This is a genomic window from Caballeronia sp. INML2 (assembly GCF_023631365.1).
Lineage (GTDB): Bacteria > Pseudomonadota > Gammaproteobacteria > Burkholderiales > Burkholderiaceae > Caballeronia > Caballeronia turbans.
The window spans coordinates 83,531-102,598 of the sequence record NZ_JALQDH010000061.1 but is presented as its reverse complement, the minus strand read 5'-3'; the positions used below and the strand labels follow the sequence as shown (position 1 = coordinate 102,598).

The following is a 19,068-nucleotide window of genomic DNA, read 5'->3' as shown; positions in this document are numbered from 1 at the left end:
CGGCCTGAACACACTCCGAATACCAAAAACACGCCATGAAACTCGTATCGAAGCTCACGCTGCTCGCTTTGCCGATACTCGCTGCCTGCGGCGGCGGGAATGACGACCAGACTTGCGTGTCCGACCTCAGCAATCTGAAGAAAACTTGCGTCGCTACGACTTCCCATGCGTTGCCGGAAGGCGTCTGGTACGGATCGGTGAATTCGTCGCAGTCGGTTGCGGCGCAGACCATCGTTCTCGAAACCGGTCAGTACTACAGCATCTTTACGCAGGGCGGTTCGTTTGTCTGGCTGATCGAGGGCATCATGACGGCAACCGACGGCGCATTCAGCGATCCGGCGACCGTCGGCTTCCACACACTTGGCGCGATTCGCGCTGGATCCCTCTCCGGCAACTTCACCACGAAGAGCGCGCTCACGGCGACCACGAGCCTCTTCGTCGCGCCGGATACGACCGCCACGAACTTCAACGGCAACTACAATGCGACGTACGACACGCCGATCGCCATCAGCGACGTCGCGCGCACGTGGAACAGTGGGGCGGGCGTTGCGCCGGTCTCAACTATCACGTTCGCCACGGACGGCACAGCGAAAGGCGCGCAAAGTGCCTGTACGTTCACCGGCAGCTTCAAACCGCGATCGACGGGCAAGCACCTGCTCGACGGCACGCTGAATTTCGCGGGTTCGTCGTGCGCGCTCAATAACGTGTCGATGTCCGTCGAAGCGACCGTCATAAACGGCCTGCTCACGGTCGTCGGCGTAACCCCGCAACGAGACCAGGCGTTCTATCTGTCGGCCCAGTGAGCGGCGATTCGCTGGTTCGGCCGGCCCGGCGGATTTGCATCTGATCCTTCAGGCAAGCGGAATGCGCGCATCATCGAGCGGGCGCAGCTTGCCCGGATGCACGACGCGGCACAAGGCTTCGACAAAGAAGAAGTCACCGAACATGGTTGCGCCGTCCACGCCGATGTTATGCGGCTTCGAATAGCACGAGTTATGCAGCAGGCCATGTTGGCCGTCCTTCGTGAACTCGTCGCGGCACAGTGCTTCGAGCATCGCCACACCGTGACGCTGCCACTTCGCGGCGGCTTGCGCATCCGGATGCAGACGCGCCATTTCCAGCAGCGCCGATGCCGTTACCGCAGCAGCGGCCGTATCCTTGATCTCCGCATCGCGGCCCGTCGCGTCGAAGTCCCACGGCGGCACCTGGCGGCCATCGAGGCGGCGCAGGTAGTAATCGGCAAGACGCTCGGCGAGATCGAGATACGTGCGCTTGCCCGTCTCGCGCGCGGAGTTGACATAGCCGTAGATCGCCCATGCCTGGCCACGGCTCCACGCGGATTCGTCGAAGGCGCCCTGAAACGTGTAGCCGCGCTTGCGTGCGCCGCTTTCCACGTCGTATTCGACGGCGTGATAAGTCGAGTCGTCATTGCGCACGAATGCGCGCGCGGTCATCTCGGCATGAGCATCGGCGGCGTGCCGGTAGCTGCCGTCGCCGGCGTGATTTGCGGCCCAGTAGAGCAAGGACAGATTCGCCATCGTGTCGATCGCGGACGCGCTTCGGCCGCGCGCATCGGAAAGCGGGCCCCATGACGCGAGATACGCGCCGTCGCGTGTCGTCACGAGCCGCGCACGCAGCTTGTCGGCCGCTTCGAGCGCGATGCGCGCGAACCGTTCGTCGCCCGTGATGTGATGCCCGGGCACCGCGCTGCTGTCGAAGATGAAGCCGATATCGTGCGTGTTCGGGTCCTGTGCGCGCTGCTCGACCAGCAACATGCGGGCACGCGCCCATTCGAGAAAACGCGTCTCGCCCGTATGCAGATACGAGGTCAGCAGGAGCCCTACCCAGAAGCCGCAGAACCAGTTGCCGTGGCTCCATGCGTCGCCGTCGTAGCCTGCGGAAAGCGAGGCGGGCAGACGCACCCATTGGCCATCGGGGCCGGTCACTTGCGGAAATTCGACGCCGAAGGTCAGCTCGTCGGCGGCGACTTTCTGCGCGGTCTTATCGAGAGTCTGGCGAAACAGTCTCGTCTGTTCGTCGGAAAGCGCCAGCGTTTGCGTTGCGTTCGACACGGTGTCTCCTTGAGTTCGTCATGCGCAGGACGATTGTAAAAAGCCCCTGCGCAACGGCGTTAGGATGAAACGCGTGAACTGTTGGACATTTCCGCACCGGCGCGGCGCGCGTGACGAATCAGATATGCAGCTTCTCGAGGCTGCGCCGATAGTCGATCGGTGAGCGGCCGGTGTGCTTGCGAAAGCAGCGGCTGAAATAGGCAGGATCGTCGAAGGAGAGCATGGCGGCGATCTCGGCGACATTCACTTCGGAGTGCAGCAGCAAACGCTTTGCCTCGAGCATCACGCGCTCGCGGATCAGTTTGGGCGCCGTGCTGCCGAGCGCCTGACGGGTCGACTCGTTGAGCGCGCGTTCGGTCACGTTGAGCAGGCGCGCATAGTCCGCCGCTTCGTTGACCGATCGAAAGTGCTTCTCGAGCAGGCTCTTGAAGCGACGAGACAGCAGCACGCTGCGCGATGCGGCGGCATCGCGCATGGCGGCGGCATCGCACATGCGCGCAACCTTGATCAGAAATACATGCAGCCAGGCCCAGATCGCATCCGTGTAGCCGACCTGCTCCTCCTGATACTCCTGGCGGATGCCGTCCATCACGCGCGTCAGTTCGCGCACCTGTGCATCGCTCAGATGCAGGCAGGCACCGAGTTGCTCGAAGTCATAGACGGGTACATCGGTCGCGGTATGACGGTTTTGCACCCGAAACGCAAAGAACTCGGACGAAAAGCTGATCGAATAGCCGAGCGTGTCGGCGGACAGGTCGAGATCGTGGATCTGTCCGGGCGTCATGAAATAGAGCGTATGCGGGCGCACTTCGTAGCGCACCGAATCGATCACGTGAGAGCCGCTGCCCGCGATCACCCACATGACGTGATAGAAGTCATGGCGATGCGGATAGACGAGCGTTGATTTGAGCGCTTCGATCGGCGCGAGATGAAAGTCCGGCGTCTTGACGTGCGCGCCGTATTCGTAGTCCTCGATCCTGATGACCGGAACGTGGCAGCAACATGCGGTATCCAACTGTCTCCTCCTCGTCGTCGGCGATGTGTCTTCGCGCCTGCAGCATGCCCGCGCGATCGCGGGCCGCTGCACGAGTGTAGCCGCGCAGCCAGCGGGGCGTAATTGGCACTTACACCATGCGACGCGCGACGTGCGAGGTCATGCCGCGACGTTGCGCGCCATCATTGCTTCGTCGAAGCGCAGTTCCTTCAACGCGGAAAGCCCGCTCAACACCACGTGGCCGTGCTGATTTCGAACGGTCGTGTCCATCACGAGAATATGCTTGGCGGGCTTTTTCTCGACGACGCAGACGTTGATCGTCGCCGTATCGCCGATATACACCGGCCCGAGAAATCGCAGCTCCTGTCCGACATACGCGAAACCCGGCCCCGTCAGTTCCGTATGCGCCGCCGACACCAGCGCCGCCGTCAGAAGACCATGCACCACGCGCCGGCCGAAGGGCGAGCATTCGGCGAACGCGTCTTCCATGTGCAGCGGATTCAGGTCGCCGGACAGATGCCCGAACGCGTTCACTTCGGCTTCGGTGACCGTATGCACGACCACCTGCGTGCGGCCGATTTCGATATCGTCGAAGCGCAGGAGCGCCGGCCAGTTGTTCGGTTGTGCGCTCATGCGTCTCTCCTCGAAGTCAGTGCAATGCGCCCCTCGACAAAGGCGTCGATCTCTTGCGGCGTATATCCCAGTTCCGCGAGCACCTCGCGGGTATGTTGTCCGTGTTTCGGCGGATGCCGGCGCAGAGGCGGCGCCTCGCCGTCATAGCGCACCGGATGCGCCAGCACGCGCACCGGGCCGGCCTGCTCGTGCTCGAACGACATGATCATCTGATTGTGCGCGACTTGCGGATCGTGCTCGACCTGTTCGTAATCGTTGACCGGCGCGAACCAGATGTCGTGTTCCTCGAAGATGCGCATCCATTCTTCGGTCGTGCGCGTCGTGAGCGTGTCGTAGACAAGGCGGTTGATTTCCTCGCGGCGCATGACATTGTCCTTCGGATGCGTGAACCCGGCGAGTGCGGGACAAGACAGCGCACCGGCGAGCTTCTGGGTCGGCGTGAGCGACATCGCAATGTAGCCGTCCCGCGTCCGGTACACGCCATACGGCGCCGGGTGGAAACGGCTGCCGGTAGGCGGATGCGTGCGCGGCCACAGCGGCCCCTTGTTCATGTAGTACGTGAACGGCTCGATCTGAAGATCGAGCGCGGCGTTGAGCAGGTTGCTCTCGACGCGCGTACCGACGCCCGTGCGCTCGCGCGACTGCAACGCGGCGACCACGCCGAACGCGGCGAGCACGGCGGCATGCTGATCGACGATGGCTGAGCCGACCGGCGTGGGCGGCGACTCCGCATCGCCGGAAAGCATGGTCATGCCGCTCATCGCCTGAAGCAGCAAGTCCTGGCCCGGACGCTTCAGATAAGGTCCGGACGAGCCGTACCCCGTGCACGAACAGTAGACGAGACGCGGGTTGGCCTCATGTACCTGCGCATAACCGAAGCCGAGCTTGTCGAGCACGCCCGGCCGATAGTTTTCGATCAGGACATCGGCCTCACGAATCAGGCGCCAGACGATCTCGCGCGCGGCTTGCTCGCGAAGATCGAGCGAAATGCTGCGTTGATTGCGGTTGCCGAGCAGAAAGAAGACGCTCACGCCTTCGACGAACGCATCCGCCCCGGTCCAGCTACGCTCGAATGCGCCGCCGGGCGGCTCGATCTTGATCACGTCGGCGCCGACATCGGCGAGCATCTGCACGGCGGCTGGGCCTTGCAAGAAGTGCGTGAAACTCAGTACCTTGATGCCTTCCAGCATAAACACTCCCCTCGATGTTTCAGCGCGAATTCACGCGAGCAGCGTGCGCGCGATGATCATGCGTTGTATTTCCGACGTTCCTTCGACAATCTCGAGCACCTTCGCATCGCCGAACGCGCGTGCGACCGGAAACTCGGCCATCACGCCGTAGCCGCCGTGGATCTGCAAGGCCTGGTGCGCCGCCGTCATCGCGTGTTCCGAGGCGAAGAGCTTCGCCTGCGACGCCTGCGTATCGAAGGGCGCGCCCGCACCCTTGAGCGCGGCCGCGTCGTAGAGCATGAGGCGTGCAGCATGCGCATGGGTCGCGATGTCGGCGACCTTGAATTGCAGTCCCTGAAACTCGGCCAGGGGCCGCCCGAACGCGCGACGCTCCTTCATGTATGCGATGGAACGATCGAGCGAGCCTTGCAAGATGCCGAGCGCGAGCGCGCCGATGAGAATGCGGCCCGTGCTGATCTGCGCGAGCGTCTGACGCAGGCCCGCGCCGCGTTCGCCGAGCAGTTGATCGGCGGGAATCGCGCACTGCTCGAAGAACAGCTCATGCGTGATCGAAGCGCGCCAGCCGATCTTGCGCAGCTTGCGGCCCTTGCTGAACCCCGGCGTTCCCTGCGGCACGACGAAGTTGGAAATCTCCTTGCGGCCATCGGGACGCGTGCCCGTCACCGCCGCGATCACCGTGGGGCCGCCTATCTCCGTGCCCGAATTGCTGATGAACGTCTTCGCGCCATCGATGACCCAGCGCTCGCCGTCGAAACGCGCGCGCGTGGCGATGTTGGCCGCATCCGATCCGGCGTCCGGCTCGGAAAGGCCGATGGCCCCGATCTGCGTGCCATCGAGGATGGGCTTCAGGAAGCGCTCTTTCTGAGCGCTCGTGCCATAGTTGGTCAGCAGGCTCGCGACCGTCGCATTGGCCATCAGCGCATTGGCGACGGCGCAATCCACGCGCGCGAGTTCCTCCAGCACGATGACGAACGACAGCCAGTCGCCACCGCCGCCGCCGAATTGTTCGGGATAGGGCAAACCCGTGAAGCCGAGTTCGCAAGCCTGACGCCATAGCGTGTAGGGAAACGCCTCCTGTTCCCAGAGCGTTTCCGACTGCGGCGCGATTTCCTTTTCGGCGAAGCGTCGCACCGCTTCGCGGATCATCGCGTGCTGTTCGCCGAGCCAGTGCGGCTGCTTCAGGCTTGTCATCATGGTGTGAGCGGTGCCGGGTTGGGGCGCGCCGTGCGCCGGGTGAGCTTCTGTTCCATGAATTGGCGCAGCCCGGCGCGCGCGCCTTCGCTCGAAAAGTTGACCGCGTATTGCGCGGCTTCGAAATCGAGTCCCGCCGACAACGGCATGTCGCTCGCGCGATTCAACGCGCGTTTGGCCATCTCGACTGCGAACGGATCGTAGGATGCCAGCGTCGCAGCAAGGGACTGCACCGCATCGAAAAGCGCATCGGGGGCCGCAAGCTCATGGATGAAGCCGAACGCCTCGCATTGCGCCGCGGAAAAACGCCTGCCGCTCATGATGAAGCGCTTGGCGCACGCGAGCCCCATCTTGGCGACGGCGAGTTGCGTGCCGCCCCAGCCGGGCATCGTGTTGAGCGTGATCTCCGGAAACGCGAAGCTCGCATGATTCGATGCCACGATGAAGTCGCACGCGAGCGCCAGCTCGAAGCCGCCGCCGAGCGCATAGCCGTTGACCATCGCGATGGTCGGCTTCGCGCACTCGTGCAGGCGCAGCAAGGCGCGCTGACCGGCGACCATGTCGCGATAGGCGGCGACGCCATCGAGCGAGACGAGCCGTTCTATATCGTTGCCGGCCGCGAATGCCTTCGCACCGCGGCCGGTGACGGCGATCACGCGCGTGGCGTCGTCGGCCGTGGCGTCGTCGATTGCGGCCGTGAGCGCGGCCAGCATCTCGGGCGTGAATGCGTTGAGCTTGTCGGCCCGATTGAGCGTCAGGAGCCGCAAGGTGCCGTGCTGCGAGGCGAGGACGGGGTCCGTGTTGTTCTCCATGGCCTTCACAGCACTTTCAGGTAAGTCTTGCCCGATGCGACGACCACGCCGTCCTGGCGGGTCACGTCGGCGGCGAACACGCACACGTTGCGTTCCTCGTCCTTGTCCTCGAGCGTCAGGCGTGCGGTAACCGTATCGCCGATGAACACCGGTGCGTTGAAGGTGATGTCATAGCGATACGAAACCGCGCCGGGGCTGGGCGCTTTCTGCGCCATCAACCCCATCACCGTCGACAGAAATCCGACCGACAGGCAGCCCTGCGCGATACGCTTCTCGAAGCGCGTGCTCTTTGCATATTCCTCGTTGAGATGCACGGCGTAAAAATCGCCGACGATGCCGGCAAAGCCGTAGATGTCGTATTCGGAGACGGTCTTGGCGAAATCGGCGGTGTCGCCGATTGCATAGCAATCCATATGAGGACGTTTGGCCATGTCGATGAGTCTTCGTTGTCGGTGGAGATGAACGTGACACGGTGCGTTCCGGCACCGTGCCGCCAGCATGGAAGTCACTTTAAAGAGAGGCCACGGCGAACCGGTAGGACGGTTCGCGCGATCTTTTGGACTTTTTTGCAGCGCTTCGCACGAGGCGCGAGCGCACCGTTAAAAAGTCCAAGAAATTCGAAGACTGGTCCTAACGCATCATCGCCACGATCACAAATACTTGCCTCAACCCGCCGGCCTGTGAAAGTTCATCGTCAGTCAGCATCGGGGCGATGCACGTCACACGCGAGGCGGTGTCCATATCGAGCAAGGAGACAACATGAGTTCGCTTTTCAAAGCGCAGAACATGCTGCGCGTGGCGATGAGCGCAGCGCTCGCCGCGATGTGCGTGGCCGCATCGTCCAGCGCGATCGCGCAGGACAAGGTCGTGATGAAACTCGGCCATACGCTCGCGCCCGACAATCACTATCAGCTCACGGCGCAGGTGTTCGCGAAGGAAGTGGCGACACGCACGCATGGTCACATCGAGATCCAGTTGTTTCCGCAGTCGCAGCTCGGCGGCGAAGTGCAGATGGCGCAGGCATTGCGCACCGGCACGCAGGACCTGATGATTTCCGCGCAGGCGCCGATCGACAACACCATCAAGCAATGGCAGATCTTCGACATGCCGTATCTTTTCTCCGGCATGGACGAAGCCAATCGCGTGCTGCAAGGTCCGGTCGGCCGCAAGTATCTCGACATGATGAAGCCGGTGAACATGATCGGACTCACCTGGCTCGCGGTGGGCGAGCGCAACCTCTTCACGACCAAGCGCCCCGTCACCTCGCTTGCCGATATGAAAGACCTCAAGGTGCGCGTGATGCAGAGCCCCGGGTATATCGCGGGCTACAAGGCGCTGGGCGCGAATCCGACGCCGCTCGCCTATAACCAGTTGTTCCTCGCGCTCTCGCAAGGTCTCGTCGATGGCGCCGACACCTCGCCCGAGCAGTTCGTGCAGGACAAGTTCTCCGATATCGCCAAGCATTTCTATGTGACGCACGTGAACTATCTGCCGGTCGTGCTCGCGATGAGCAAGGCGTCATGGGACAAGCTGTCGCCCGCGGATCAGAAGGCGTTCCAGGAATCGGCGAAGATTGCGGCGGACTACGACCTGAAGGAATACAAGCACGAATACGACGACGCGATCGCCACGATGAAGTCCAAGGGCATACAGGTGACGGTCGTCGATACCGCGCCGTGGGCGCAAGCCACCAAGGCCGCGCGCGACGAACTGGTCGCGAAGATTCCGGACGGCCCGGCGCTCTATCAGGAGATCAACACGGCGAGGCAAGCGTCCGCGGTCGCATCGAAATGACGGACGCGAACGACGGTCGAGGCTCGAACCCGGCATCGGAGATGACACGCATGGAAAAGCTCGCGCGCGGCTTGATGTCGGTCGACGACATCGTGCTGAAGATCAATCTGTTCGTCTGTAGCTGCCTGCTGCTCGGGGCGGTGATCGTGGCCGGCCTCGGCGTGATCTTCCGCTTCGTGCTGCACGATTCGCTGTCGTGGTCCGACGAGGTCTCGGCCTATCTGTTCGTATGGCTCACGTGCCTCGGCGCGGCAGCGGGCGTGAAGCTGCGCGCGCATCCGGAAGTGCGCGTGCTGGCCGATCGCGTGCCGGCCGCGTTCGCGCCGTTGCTCAAGGACTTCACGGATTGCGCGATTCTCGCGCTCGGCGCGGTGTTCATGCTGTACGGCACCGACATGCTGGCGCTGATGGGCACCGAAACCGCCGCGTCGATTCCGATCTCGATGGTCTATCCGTATCTCTCGATTCCCGTGTGCGGAGCGCTGCTCGCGTTTCACTCGCTGGTGCGCATCGTCGTCTCGCATCTCGCGCCGCAGGCGCAGACAGACGCCACGCTGGTCGAGGGCGTGTCGGAACATCTCTAGGATAAACATCATGTGGGCAATCGCTTTTGGAGCAGGACTGCTCGGGCTCGGCGTGCCGGTGGCCATCTGCATCGGCATTGCGGCGACGCTCGCGCTGTCGATCAACGGCACGCCGCTGCTCGTGATTCCGCAGCAGTTGTTTTCGAACCTGAACAACGTCGGTCTGCTCGCCATTCCGTTTTTCATGCTGACGGGCGCGATCATGGACTCGGGCGGCGTGTCGAAGCGCATCATCGAGTTCTCGCAGGCACTCGTGGGCTTCATGCGCGGCGGGATCGGTCAGGTGACGATCGTCGCGAGCATGTTCTTCGCGGACCTCTCCGGCTCGGCCACGGCGGACACAGCCGCGATCGGCTCGGTGATGATTCCGGGGATGGTGAAGAAAGGCTATAACCGCGCGTTCGCGGTGGCGCTGCAATCGGCGGCGGGCTCGCTCGGGCTGCTTTCACCGGTGTCGATGAGCATGCTCGTCTATGCGTACACGGCCAACGTTTCGGTCGGCACGATGTTCATCGCCGGCATCATTCCGATGCTGCTCGTCGTGGCGTCGTTCATGATCGTCAATTACGTGACCGCCGTCAGGAACGACTACAGCGCAGTCGAGCCGTTCGATGGGCGCAAGCTGTGGACGACCTTCCGCGAGGCTTTCTGGGCGCTGCTCACGCCGGTCATCATTCTGGGCGGGATTCTCGGCGGCATCTTCACGCCCGTCGAGGCGGGTGTGGTCGCGGCGGTCTATGTGACGCTCGTGAGCGCGTTCATCTTCCGTACGCTCAAGCTCTCGCATTTCAAGGACATTCTGGTGCGCACCTCGGTGAACACCACGCGCGTGTCGTTCCTGCTCGGGCTGGCGTTCGTGCTCGGGCGCTATCTGATCGAGGCGCAGATTCCGCTCCACGTGGCGAACAGTTTTCTTGCAATCACGACGAGCGCAATCGTGTTGCTGATCCTGATCAACCTGTTCCTGATCGCGGCGCATACCGTGCTCGAAACGATCTCGAGCATCGCGGTGGTGATTCCTGTGTTTCTGCCGCTCGTCGTGCAGATGCATATCGACCCGATCGTGTTCGGCGTGATCGTGCTGATCAACTCGGCCATCGGCATCAATCTGCCGCCGATCGGCTTCTGTCTGTTCACGGCCGCGTCGATCGGCGGCGTATCGGTGGAGAAGGCAACACGCGCGATCCTGCCGTTCATCCTGGCGCTGGTGATCGACTTGTTGCTGATCATCTTCTTCCCGCATATTCCGCAGTTCCTGCCGCATCTGCTGGGCGCGAAGTAAGCGGATCACATTCCACGCAGCGCACGCAGGCGCTGCGCCTCACGTCCGTCCGCGCGGCGCTTCGATTTCGAAGCGCCGCGTTTTCACTCGTTACGCAAGCGCAACCACCGCAATCTCGACCAGCAGATGAGGCGCTGCAAGTCTCGCTTCGACGGTCGCGCGCGTCGGCGCGCAGCCTTGCGGCACCCACGCATCCCAGACTTCGTTCATGCCGGCGAAATCGCGCGTGATATCCGCGAGCCACACTTGCGCGGATACGAGGCGCGTCTTGTCGATGCCGGCTTTCTCCAGAAAGCCGTCGATCTTCTCCAGCACTTTCGCGGTTTGCAGCTTCACATCGGGCGTCGGATCGGCGCAGGTCTGCCCGCCGATGAAGACGAGGCCCGCCGCCTTGACGACGCGGCTCATGCGCTGATTGGTGTCGATGCGAACGATATCGCTCATGAAAATCTCTCCGATAAAGGAATGAAAGCGCCGCACGGGCCGACCGGTCCGCGCGCGGCAAGAAGAAAACGGGTTCAGTGAGTGACGAGTTGCGAGCCGCCGACATCCGACGATGCGGTGTCGAGGCCGAAGCGATCGATGGCGAAGGCATCGATCGAAATCGACGGCGCGCCGTCGACCATCAGTTCCGACACGAGCTTGCCGCAGCCCGGCCCGAGCTGAAAACCGCTGCCGCAATAGCCGAACGAGTAGTAGAGATTCGACGCCCGGCGGCTTGCCGAGATCACCGGCAGTTCGTCTTCCGTAAAGGCCTCGACACCGGCCCATGCGCGATTCACCCCGAGATGGCGCAGATGCGGAAAGAGCTCCGTCACGGTGCGCGCGCTCTTCACGAGACGGATGAAATCCACTTCGCCGTGACGATGTGCGAGATCCGCAATGCCGATCAGCTTGCCGCCGATCACCACGGTGCCGTTGTCGAATTGCTTGAACGAGAGCGGCCGGCCGGTCGCGCCGAGCGTCGCGCGGCAGAACGGCGCGACGCGATGCGTGACCATCAGCATCAGGCCTTCGGGATGCACCGGGACCGGTTCGCCCACTTGTTTCGCAAGCTCGCCGGACCAGGCGCCCGCCGTGACGAGCAGCTTTTCCGCGCTGAAGGTGCCGCGCGGCGTGTGCGCGAGCCAGCGCGCACCGCGCTGCTCGATGCGGCGCGCGGGCGTGCCTTCCAGAAAGCGCACGCCGAGCTTCTGCGCGGCGAGGCGAAAGGCGGTCGTGGTTCTGAACGGCAGCGCGTAGCCGTCGCGCTCGACCCAGATGCCGCCCGTGACGTGCCGCGCGAGTGCGGGTTCGAGTTCGAGCACGGTTTCGCGGTCGATTACTTTCTCATGCGTGAAGCCGTGCGATTCGAGCAGCGCGACGCGCGCGCGGCACGCTTCGAGTTCGTCATCGGTTTCGGCGATCTTCAACTGGCCGGAGGCAACGAAGCCGCCGTCCTCGCCGATCAGATCGGTCATGCCGTGCCATATCTCGCGCGACATCAGCGCGAGCGGAATCTCCGGCACGGGGCGCCCGAGCGTGCGCACGCCGCCCGCATTGACGCCCGACGAATGACGCGCGACGTAATCGGCTTCGAGCACGATCACCTTCGCGCCGCGCCGCGCCAGGTGAAACGCGCTGCTCGTGCCGTGCAGCCCGCCGCCGATGACGAGCACGTCCGCTTCCTGCGATTCGGTTGCGTCATTCACCGGCGAGTTCTCCGAGCGTGAGCGGCTTGATCGGCGGACGAATGCGGTAATAGCCGACTTCGGCGGGCGACACCTGGCGCGCATCGGCGATGACTTCCGTCACCGTGAGGCCGCACATGCGGCCCTGGCACGGTCCCATGCCGCACCGTCCGAACGATTTCGCCTGATTCGGTCCCACGCAACCCAGTTCGACGAACTTGCGCAACTCGCCCGCCGTGACTTCCTCGCAGCGGCACACGATGGTCTCGCTGCGCGGAATGCGGTTGACGTCGCGCGGGCGATACAGGCTGTCGAGAAACGGGCGGATGCGCGTGACATCCGCGAGCGCGCGGCGCAGTCCGGCCGCTTCGGCATCGCGCTTCGCACGTTCGACCGCGCCCAGTTGCGCCGCCGCCGCGAGCCCCGCGAGCGTGCCCTGCAGCGCCGCCGCCTGCGCGCCGCCGATGCCGGCGCCATCGCCCGCGACGAAGATGCCGGGTACATCGAGCTCGCCCCACGCATCGACGTTCGGCGTGAAGCACAGCTGGGCGTCGTCCCAGCGATGCGACGCGCGCAACGCCTGCGTGAACTGCGTATTCGGCACGACGCCCTGATGCAGCAGTATCACGTCCGCCTCGATGCGGTGCGCCGTGCCCTGCGTCGTGAAACTGAGCGCCGCCGCATGTTCGACCCGATCCGCGCCGAGGCGCGATTCCACGCGCAGATCGTCGGCTGCTTCGAAGATCGGCACGCCCGCCTCGCGCAGCGTACGGATCAGTTGCAGGCCCTTCGAGAGAAACGGCCACGCGCGCAGCGCCGAGAGCAGGTGGCGCTTCGCGCGCCAGCGGTCTTCGTGGCGCGTGGTATCGACGAGCGCGCGGATCGGCACGCCGGCGCGCACGTATTGCCAGCCGAGCAGATACAGGAGCGGGCCGCAGCCCGCGAGAACCGGCGGCGCGGCGGGCACTTCGCCCGCGCTCTTCAAAAGGATCTGCGCCGCGCCCGCGGTCAGCACGCCGGGCAGCGTCCAGCCGGGAATCGGGAAGGGGCGCTCGAGCGCGCCGCTCGCCAGAATCACGCGCTGTGCGTCGAAGGAGCCGATCTTGCCGTCTTTCAGGAAATTGACGCCGCGCTCGCGCGTGACCTGCCAGACGCTCGCGTTCGTGAGGTGACGCGCGCCGGATGCGGCGAATGCTTCCGCGATGGCGGCGCCCGCCGCGTAGTCCGGCCCGAGAATCTCCTTGCGGCGCGCGTCCGCCTTGCCGATCGCCCGATAAATCTGTCCGCCGACGGCGTCCTGCTCGTCGATCAGCACCGTTTTCAGGCCCGCGCGGGCGGCGCGTGTCGCGGCGCTCATGCCGGCGGGACCGGCGCCGATCACGACGACATCGACGGCTTCCGAAGCGAAATCAGCGGCCATGCGCGTTCTCCAGCGAGGCGTCGATGGGCGCCGCGGGCGGCAGATCGCGTGCGCCTTCCTGCGAACGCACGCGCATGCCGGCTTTCACTTCGACCATGCAGCTCTGGCGGCTCGGCACGCCGTCGATTTCGACGAGGCATTCGAAGCACGCGCCCATCATGCAGTAGGGTGCGCGCGGCGCACCGGAGACGGGCGTCGCACGAAAGCGCGAGATGCCCGCCGCGAAGAGCGCCGCCGCGACGGAGCGGCCCGCGGCCACGGTGAGCGGTCGGTCGTTGAACCAGATTTCGATGGCTGCGGCGCCTTGCTCGCCCGGCAGCGGTTTGAAGAGCGTATGGATCGTCTGGGAAGTCATGGCGAATTCAGTGAGCGGGAGTCAGTTCCGCGGCGTTTTCAAAGCGGCGCGCGGAGAAGCTGGGCAGTTCGTCGGGCATCGGCGCGCCCGAAATCCACGGCGCCACGCGCAGCGCATGCGCGGCCGCGAGCGTCACGCCGCTGTGGCAGGTGACGACGAACGCACCCGGATGCGTCTGCGAGCGGTCGTAGATCGGAAAACCGTCGGGGCTGTAGACGCGCAGCGCGGCCCACATGCGCACGAGGCGCACGTCCTTCAGCATCGGGAAGGCACGCACGCCGCGCCGGGCGATGTCGGAGAGCACGTGCGTCGTCGTGAAATCGTTGAGGCCGACTTCTTCCATCGAATCGCCGAACTGCACGCTGCCTTCGTCGGTCTGGCGCACGTTGAGGGTCGGATAGTGGAGAAACGGCGCGACGCGCTCGGTCACCAGCACCTGGCCGCGATTGGGCGCGACGGGCGCATTCAGCCCGACGAACGGCGCGAGCGCGCGATTGCCGAGGCCGGCGGCCAGCACCACGCGGGCCGCGCGATATGTCCCGCGCCTCGCGTGGACCGTGAAGCCGTTCGCGTCCGGCACGATGCGCTCCGCGCGCTCGCCCGGAACGAGCCGCACGCCGCGTGTCTGCATCGCGGCATGCAGGCCGCGCAGCAGCTTGAGCGGATTCACGTGACCGTCCATCGGCGTATAGCTCGCGCCGATCACGGCCGGCCCGACCTGCGCAATCCGCTCGCGCACTTCGGCGGCGTCGAGCATCTGATACGGGTAGTCGCCAAGCTCGGCATTGAGCGTCGAAAGGCGTTTCTCGCGATCGGCGAGTTCCGCTTCGTTGAAGCAGAAGTGAAAGCCGCCCGGCTGACGCAAGGCCACGTCGATGCCCGTTTCCGCGAGCAACGCATCGGCGAAACCGGGCCAGCGCACGGCCGACGAGCGCGACCAGCGCGCGTAAGGCGAGAGGCCGTAGCCTTTGCCCTGAATCCACACGAGGCCGAAATTGCCGCGCGAAGCGCGAAAGCCGCCGTCGTCCTCGTCGAGCACCGTCACGCGCGCGCCTTCGCGGGCGAGTCCGTAAGCGACGGCCGAGCCGACGAGGCCGCCGCCGAGCACGAGCACGTCGGGGCTGGCGGAACTTGAAAGGGTCATCGGGCTTCTCCGATCAGAATGCGATCCAGCCCGACCATGCGGTCGAGCAGCATCATCAGCAACACGGTGCCGACGATCAGCACCGCCGACACCGATGCGACCAGCGGATCGATCGTCTGCGCGATCTGGTTGTACATGGCGACGGGCAAGGTGGTGGTGCCGGGCGTCGCGACGAAGATCGTCATCGTCAGCTCGTCGAAGCTCTGGATGAACGACAGCACCCATCCGCCCGCGACGCCGGTGCGGATCATCGGCAGGACGACGCGGCGAAACGCGGTGAAGCGGCTCGCGCCGCACGAGAGCGCCGCGCGCTCGGCATCGCGATCGAGGCCGACTGCCGACGACAGCGCGAGCCGCAGCGCATACGGCAGCACGATGATCACGTGCGCCGCGACGAGCGACCAGAACGAGCCGGACAGATGCAGCAGCGACAGGAAGCGCAAAAACGCGATGCCGAGCACGACGGCCGGAATCATCATCGGCGAAAGGAAGAAGCTCGTGAGCGCGGCGCGGCCGGGAAAGCGGTAGCGCGCGATGGCGAGCGCGGCGGGCACCGCGAGCAGCACGCCGATGGTGGCCGCGGCGAAGGCAAGACGGACCGACAGCCAGAACGCAGAGACGATGTCGCCGTTCTCGACGATCGCGCGGAACCAGCGCAGCGACGCGCCGTCGAAGGGCATCGAAATGAAGCCCTTGTCGGTGAAAGCCACGAGCATCACCACGACCAGCGGCGCGAGAATGAAGGTCAGGAAGCAGGCGTTGAAAGTGAGCCCGAGCCAGCCGTTTTCTTTCATGTTCGTTCTCCGCTCAATCGAAAATGTGCCGGAAGCGGCGTTCCGCGAGGCGGCTGCAGCCCATCACGATCGCGACGTTCGCAATCAGCAGCAACACCGCGATGCTCGCGCCGAGCGGCCAGTTGAGCGTGCCGAGGAATTCGTCGTAGGCGGCGGTCGCGACCACTTTCAAGCGTCGTCCGCCGATCAGCGCCGGTGTCGCGAACGCGGAAGCCGACAGCGCGAATACGATGATCGACCCCGAGAGCACGCCCGGCATGATCTGCGGCAGGATCACGCGGCGAAACACCGCGAGCGGCGAGCCGCCGAGCGAGCGGCCGGCCCATTCCATTTGCGGGTCGAGCTTTTGCATCGTCGCCCAGACCGACATCACCATGAAGGGCACGAGCACGTGTGTCAGCGCGATGATGACCCCGGTCATCGTGAAGACGAGGCGCACCGGCTCGTCCGTGATGTGTAGCGCCTGCAGCACGTTGTTCAGGACGCCGTTGTTACCGAGCAGGATCTGCCAGCCGAGCGTGCGCACGACCACCGAAATGAGCAGCGGGCCGAGCACGATCAACAGACACAGCGATTGCCACGGCCGCTTCATGCGCGCGAGCACGATGGTTTCCGGCACGCCCAGCACGATGGACAACAGCGTGACCGCGAAGGCGAGGCCGGCGGTGCGCAGGAAGATGGTGCCGTAGTACGGGTCGCTCACCACTTCCCAGTAGTTTCCGAGCGTGAAGCTCGGCAACACGCCGGCCGTGTCGCTGAACACGCGAAACGACAGCAGCAGCGTGAGCAGCAGCGGCACCAGCAACAAGCCGATGAACAGCAGCAGCGCGGGCCCCGACAACAGCCACGGCGCGGCGCCGGGACGGGCGTCGTCAAGCGTGGCCATTCGCGTTCTCCCGGATATCCTGCGTGAGCACGCGCAGATCGTCATCGGTCCAGTCGAGGCCCACTTCGTCGCCTTCCTCGGGCGGCGGCGCGCCATGATTCGGCTGTGCGACACGCAGCTTGCCGAGCCCGGTTTCGACTTCGAGCAGCCATTGATTGCCGACGAAAACACGCGTCGCGATGCGGCCGCGCACGCGGGCGTTCGCCCCATTGCCGTTCGCAAGGTGGACCTTCTCCGGGCGGATATAGACGTTCACGGCGCCATCGACGTGACGGCCTTCGTGCGGCACGTGCAGCGTCGTGCCGGCGACATCGACGATCGCGCAGCGCGGATTGCGCTGCAACACTTCGCCGGCGAACGCGTTGGTGCGGCCGAGGAAGGTCGAGGTGAACTGCGTGGCGGGGCGCTCGTAGGCGTCGTAAGGTGTGGAAAGCTGTGCAATGGCCCCGCGATGCATCACCGCGATGCGGTCGCTCATGGTCATGGCTTCCACCTGATCGTGCGTGACGAGGATCGTCGTGATGCCGAGGCGCTTCTGGATGGCGCGCAGTTCGATATGCATTTCCTCGCGCAACTTGGCGTCGAGGTTGGACATCGGTTCGTCGAGCAGCAGCAGCTCGGGCTGCATCGCGATGGCGCGCGCGATCGCGACGCGCTGGCGCTGGCCGCCCGACAGTTCCTTCGGAAAGCGATGCCCGAGCCCCTTCAGGCGCACGAGCGCGAGCGCTTCCTCGACGCGCTCTTCGCGTTCCTTGCGCTTCACCTTGCGCATCTCCAGCCCGAAGCCGACGTTGCCCGCCACCGTCATATGCGGGAAGAGCGCGTAGCTCTGAAACACCACGCCGATGCCGCGCTTTTCCGGGCGCTCGTTCGTGATGTCGCGGCCATCGAGCAGGATGCGGCCGGTGGTCGGCGTGACGAAGCCCGCGACCATTTGCAGCGTGGTGGTCTTGCCGCAGCCGGACGGGCCGAGCAGCGACAACAGCTCGCCGCGCTCGACCGAAAGATCGAGCCGTTCGATCGCCGTGAAATCGCCGTAGCGTTTCGAAATGCCTTGCAGAGTCAGAAAGGCCATGCGCCTTGCTCCTTCGTCACGTCAACGGATGCCGGGCCGCGAATCAGCGCTCGACCGAACGATTCCAGCGCTCGGTCCATTCGGTGCGATGCTGGTTGATCGTGGCCCAGTCCATCGCGGTGAGCTTGCTGATCTGGTCGGGACCGTACGGCACGCGGGCGGCGACATCGGGTGTGAGCTTCACCGTCTTGTTGACGGGACCGAGGCCGATGTTCTGCGCCTGCAAGGTCTGCACTTCAGGCGTGAGCAGGTACTGCACGAACTGTTGCGACAACTGCGGCTGCGCATTCTCCGCCACGACGCACGCCGCCACCTGCAACGCGACCGCGCCTTCCTTCGGGTAGATGAACTTGAGCGGAAAGCCGGTGTTCTGCAATGCGACGGCGCGGCCGCTGCCGTAGGGCGCGAGGATGACGTCGCCGGACTGCATCTGGCCGTCCATCTCGCCGGGCGTCGGCGCCCAGGAGAGCACGTTGGGCGCAACCTGCTTCGTCATCTCGGTGAAGCCCGGATCGATGTTCTTCTCGCCGCCGCCGGAGAGGCGCGCCAGCATCACGAGCGTATGCAGGCCGTAGGTATTGGTGATCGGCGGCACGCCGAGCTTGCCCTTGATGCGCTTGTCGGTGAGCGCCTTCCACGAATCGGGCGGCGGCAGCCCGGCTTTCTTGAACGCTTCCTCGTTGTAGCCGATGCCGGTCGCTACCATGCCCACGCCCACCGACGTCTCCCCGAGCTTCGCGAGCGGATAGACGTCTTTCATGATGGGCGCATCGTCGAGCTTCGCGCACAGGTTCATCTGCATCGCCTGATACATGGGGCCGTCGTCCATCACGGCGACATTGATCTGCTGATGGCCCTTCTGCGCCTGCAGCTTGGCGAGCGTGTCGCTCGAATTGCCCGCGACGTAGACGATCTTGACGTTGTGCGCCTTCTCGAACGGCGGAATGATCTTCTGCCGATAAAGCTGCTCGTTCGAGCCGCCGACATTGGCGACATAGAGGGTGGTTTCAGCGTGGGCCAGAAGCGGCACGGCGAGCGCGCCGGTAATCGACAGTCCGGCGAAAGCGGTGCGGGACAGGCAGGACAGACGGCGATGCAGCGTGCTTCTCATGACGATGATCTCCAGTGTTCCGGTACGTGGGGCGCGGGCTGAGGGCCCGTCGATGAAAGCA

Annotated in this window: 20 protein-coding genes; 4 read left to right on the top strand and 16 right to left on the bottom strand. The window is 64.6% G+C overall.

From position 1 onward, the window contains the following. Positions 1–35 precede the first annotated feature (35 nt). Entirely contained in the window at positions 36–803 is a 768-nt protein-coding gene (locus NCT32_RS22260) for a hypothetical protein (protein ID WP_061118957.1), read from the top strand. A gap of 48 nt (positions 804–851) precedes the next feature. On the opposite strand, the gene NCT32_RS22255 is transcribed toward NCT32_RS22260, so the two are convergent. The 7 genes from NCT32_RS22255 to NCT32_RS22225 all read right to left on the bottom strand — a co-directional run bounded on the left by NCT32_RS22255 (position 852) and on the right by NCT32_RS22225 (position 7,323). Continuing rightward, positions 852–2,072, bottom strand: a complete 1,221-nt coding sequence (locus NCT32_RS22255; RefSeq protein WP_061118958.1) for a glycoside hydrolase family 88 protein — start codon at positions 2,070–2,072, stop codon at positions 852–854. A gap of 118 nt (positions 2,073–2,190) precedes the next feature. Then, positions 2,191–3,087 carry a helix-turn-helix domain-containing protein gene (locus NCT32_RS22250; RefSeq protein WP_061118959.1) on the bottom strand — a complete coding sequence of 299 codons (897 nt, stop codon included), beginning with the start codon at positions 3,085–3,087 and terminating at the stop codon, positions 2,191–2,193. A gap of 138 nt (positions 3,088–3,225) precedes the next feature. Next, complete coding sequence (locus NCT32_RS22245; RefSeq protein ID WP_061118960.1) at positions 3,226–3,699, bottom strand: MaoC family dehydratase; 474 nt, start codon at positions 3,697–3,699, stop codon at positions 3,226–3,228. Continuing rightward, positions 3,696–4,889, bottom strand: a complete 1,194-nt coding sequence (locus NCT32_RS22240) for a CaiB/BaiF CoA-transferase family protein (RefSeq protein WP_061118961.1) — start codon at positions 4,887–4,889, stop codon at positions 3,696–3,698. The genes NCT32_RS22245 and NCT32_RS22240 overlap by 4 nt, the downstream gene beginning before the upstream one ends. A gap of 30 nt (positions 4,890–4,919) precedes the next feature. Beyond that, positions 4,920–6,083, bottom strand: a complete 1,164-nt coding sequence (locus NCT32_RS22235; protein ID WP_250490532.1) for an acyl-CoA dehydrogenase family protein — start codon at positions 6,081–6,083, stop codon at positions 4,920–4,922. Further along, complete coding sequence (locus tag NCT32_RS22230; protein ID WP_061118962.1) at positions 6,080–6,892, bottom strand: enoyl-CoA hydratase/isomerase family protein; 813 nt, start codon at positions 6,890–6,892, stop codon at positions 6,080–6,082. Before NCT32_RS22230 ends, NCT32_RS22235 begins: the two co-directional genes overlap by 4 nt. A 5-nt stretch (positions 6,893–6,897) precedes the next feature. Then, positions 6,898–7,323: a MaoC family dehydratase gene (locus tag NCT32_RS22225; RefSeq protein WP_061118963.1), complete on the bottom strand. Its 426-nt coding sequence runs from the start codon at positions 7,321–7,323 to the stop codon at positions 6,898–6,900. A 328-nt stretch (positions 7,324–7,651) separates the two neighbouring features. Here NCT32_RS22225 and NCT32_RS22220 point away from each other — a divergent pair, with 328 nt between their 5' ends. Genes NCT32_RS22220 through NCT32_RS22210 form a run of 3 tightly spaced genes read left to right on the top strand, consistent with a single transcriptional unit; the run spans position 7,652 to position 10,552 of the window. Further along, positions 7,652–8,686, top strand: coding sequence for a TRAP transporter substrate-binding protein (locus NCT32_RS22220; protein ID WP_250477589.1), 1,035 nt, complete (start codon positions 7,652–7,654; stop codon positions 8,684–8,686). 50 nt (positions 8,687–8,736) lie between these two features. Beyond that, positions 8,737–9,270: a TRAP transporter small permease gene (locus tag NCT32_RS22215; protein WP_061119076.1), complete on the top strand. Its 534-nt coding sequence runs from the start codon at positions 8,737–8,739 to the stop codon at positions 9,268–9,270. Positions 9,271–9,280: 10 nt separating this feature from the next. Further along, the gene (locus NCT32_RS22210; protein WP_061118965.1) at positions 9,281–10,552 is read left to right on the top strand and encodes a TRAP transporter large permease; all 1,272 of its coding nucleotides are present in this window, start codon (positions 9,281–9,283) and stop codon (positions 10,550–10,552) included. Between the two features lie 90 nt (positions 10,553–10,642). Here NCT32_RS22210 and NCT32_RS22205 read toward each other — a convergent pair whose 3' ends face one another. From NCT32_RS22205 to NCT32_RS22165, 9 genes are all read right to left on the bottom strand, one after another. Continuing rightward, a complete protein-coding gene (locus NCT32_RS22205; protein ID WP_061118966.1) occupies positions 10,643–10,996 on the bottom strand; it encodes a RidA family protein in 354 nt (117 codons plus the stop codon). A 74-nt stretch (positions 10,997–11,070) separates the two neighbouring features. Then, the gene (locus NCT32_RS22200) at positions 11,071–12,243 is read right to left on the bottom strand and encodes an FAD-binding oxidoreductase (RefSeq protein WP_061118967.1); all 1,173 of its coding nucleotides are present in this window, start codon (positions 12,241–12,243) and stop codon (positions 11,071–11,073) included. Continuing rightward, entirely contained in the window at positions 12,236–13,642 is a 1,407-nt protein-coding gene (locus NCT32_RS22195; RefSeq protein WP_061118968.1) for an NAD(P)/FAD-dependent oxidoreductase, read from the bottom strand. The genes NCT32_RS22200 and NCT32_RS22195 overlap by 8 nt, the downstream gene beginning before the upstream one ends. Further along, positions 13,632–13,997, bottom strand: a complete 366-nt coding sequence (locus NCT32_RS22190) for a (2Fe-2S)-binding protein (RefSeq protein WP_250477588.1) — start codon at positions 13,995–13,997, stop codon at positions 13,632–13,634. The genes NCT32_RS22195 and NCT32_RS22190 overlap by 11 nt, the downstream gene beginning before the upstream one ends. 7 nt (positions 13,998–14,004) lie before the next feature. Further along, entirely contained in the window at positions 14,005–15,141 is a 1,137-nt protein-coding gene (locus NCT32_RS22185; RefSeq protein ID WP_061118970.1) for an FAD-binding oxidoreductase, read from the bottom strand. Further along, positions 15,138–15,935: an ABC transporter permease gene (locus tag NCT32_RS22180; protein WP_061118971.1), complete on the bottom strand. Its 798-nt coding sequence runs from the start codon at positions 15,933–15,935 to the stop codon at positions 15,138–15,140. Before NCT32_RS22180 ends, NCT32_RS22185 begins: the two co-directional genes overlap by 4 nt. A 13-nt stretch (positions 15,936–15,948) precedes the next feature. Continuing rightward, positions 15,949–16,821 carry an ABC transporter permease gene (locus NCT32_RS22175; protein ID WP_061118972.1) on the bottom strand — a complete coding sequence of 291 codons (873 nt, stop codon included), beginning with the start codon at positions 16,819–16,821 and terminating at the stop codon, positions 15,949–15,951. Next, complete coding sequence (locus tag NCT32_RS22170; protein ID WP_061118973.1) at positions 16,808–17,896, bottom strand: ABC transporter ATP-binding protein; 1,089 nt, start codon at positions 17,894–17,896, stop codon at positions 16,808–16,810. Before NCT32_RS22170 ends, NCT32_RS22175 begins: the two co-directional genes overlap by 14 nt. A gap of 43 nt (positions 17,897–17,939) precedes the next feature. Then, a complete protein-coding gene (locus NCT32_RS22165) occupies positions 17,940–19,007 on the bottom strand; it encodes an ABC transporter substrate-binding protein (RefSeq protein WP_061118974.1) in 1,068 nt (355 codons plus the stop codon). Between the last annotated feature and the right edge of the window lie 61 nt (positions 19,008–19,068).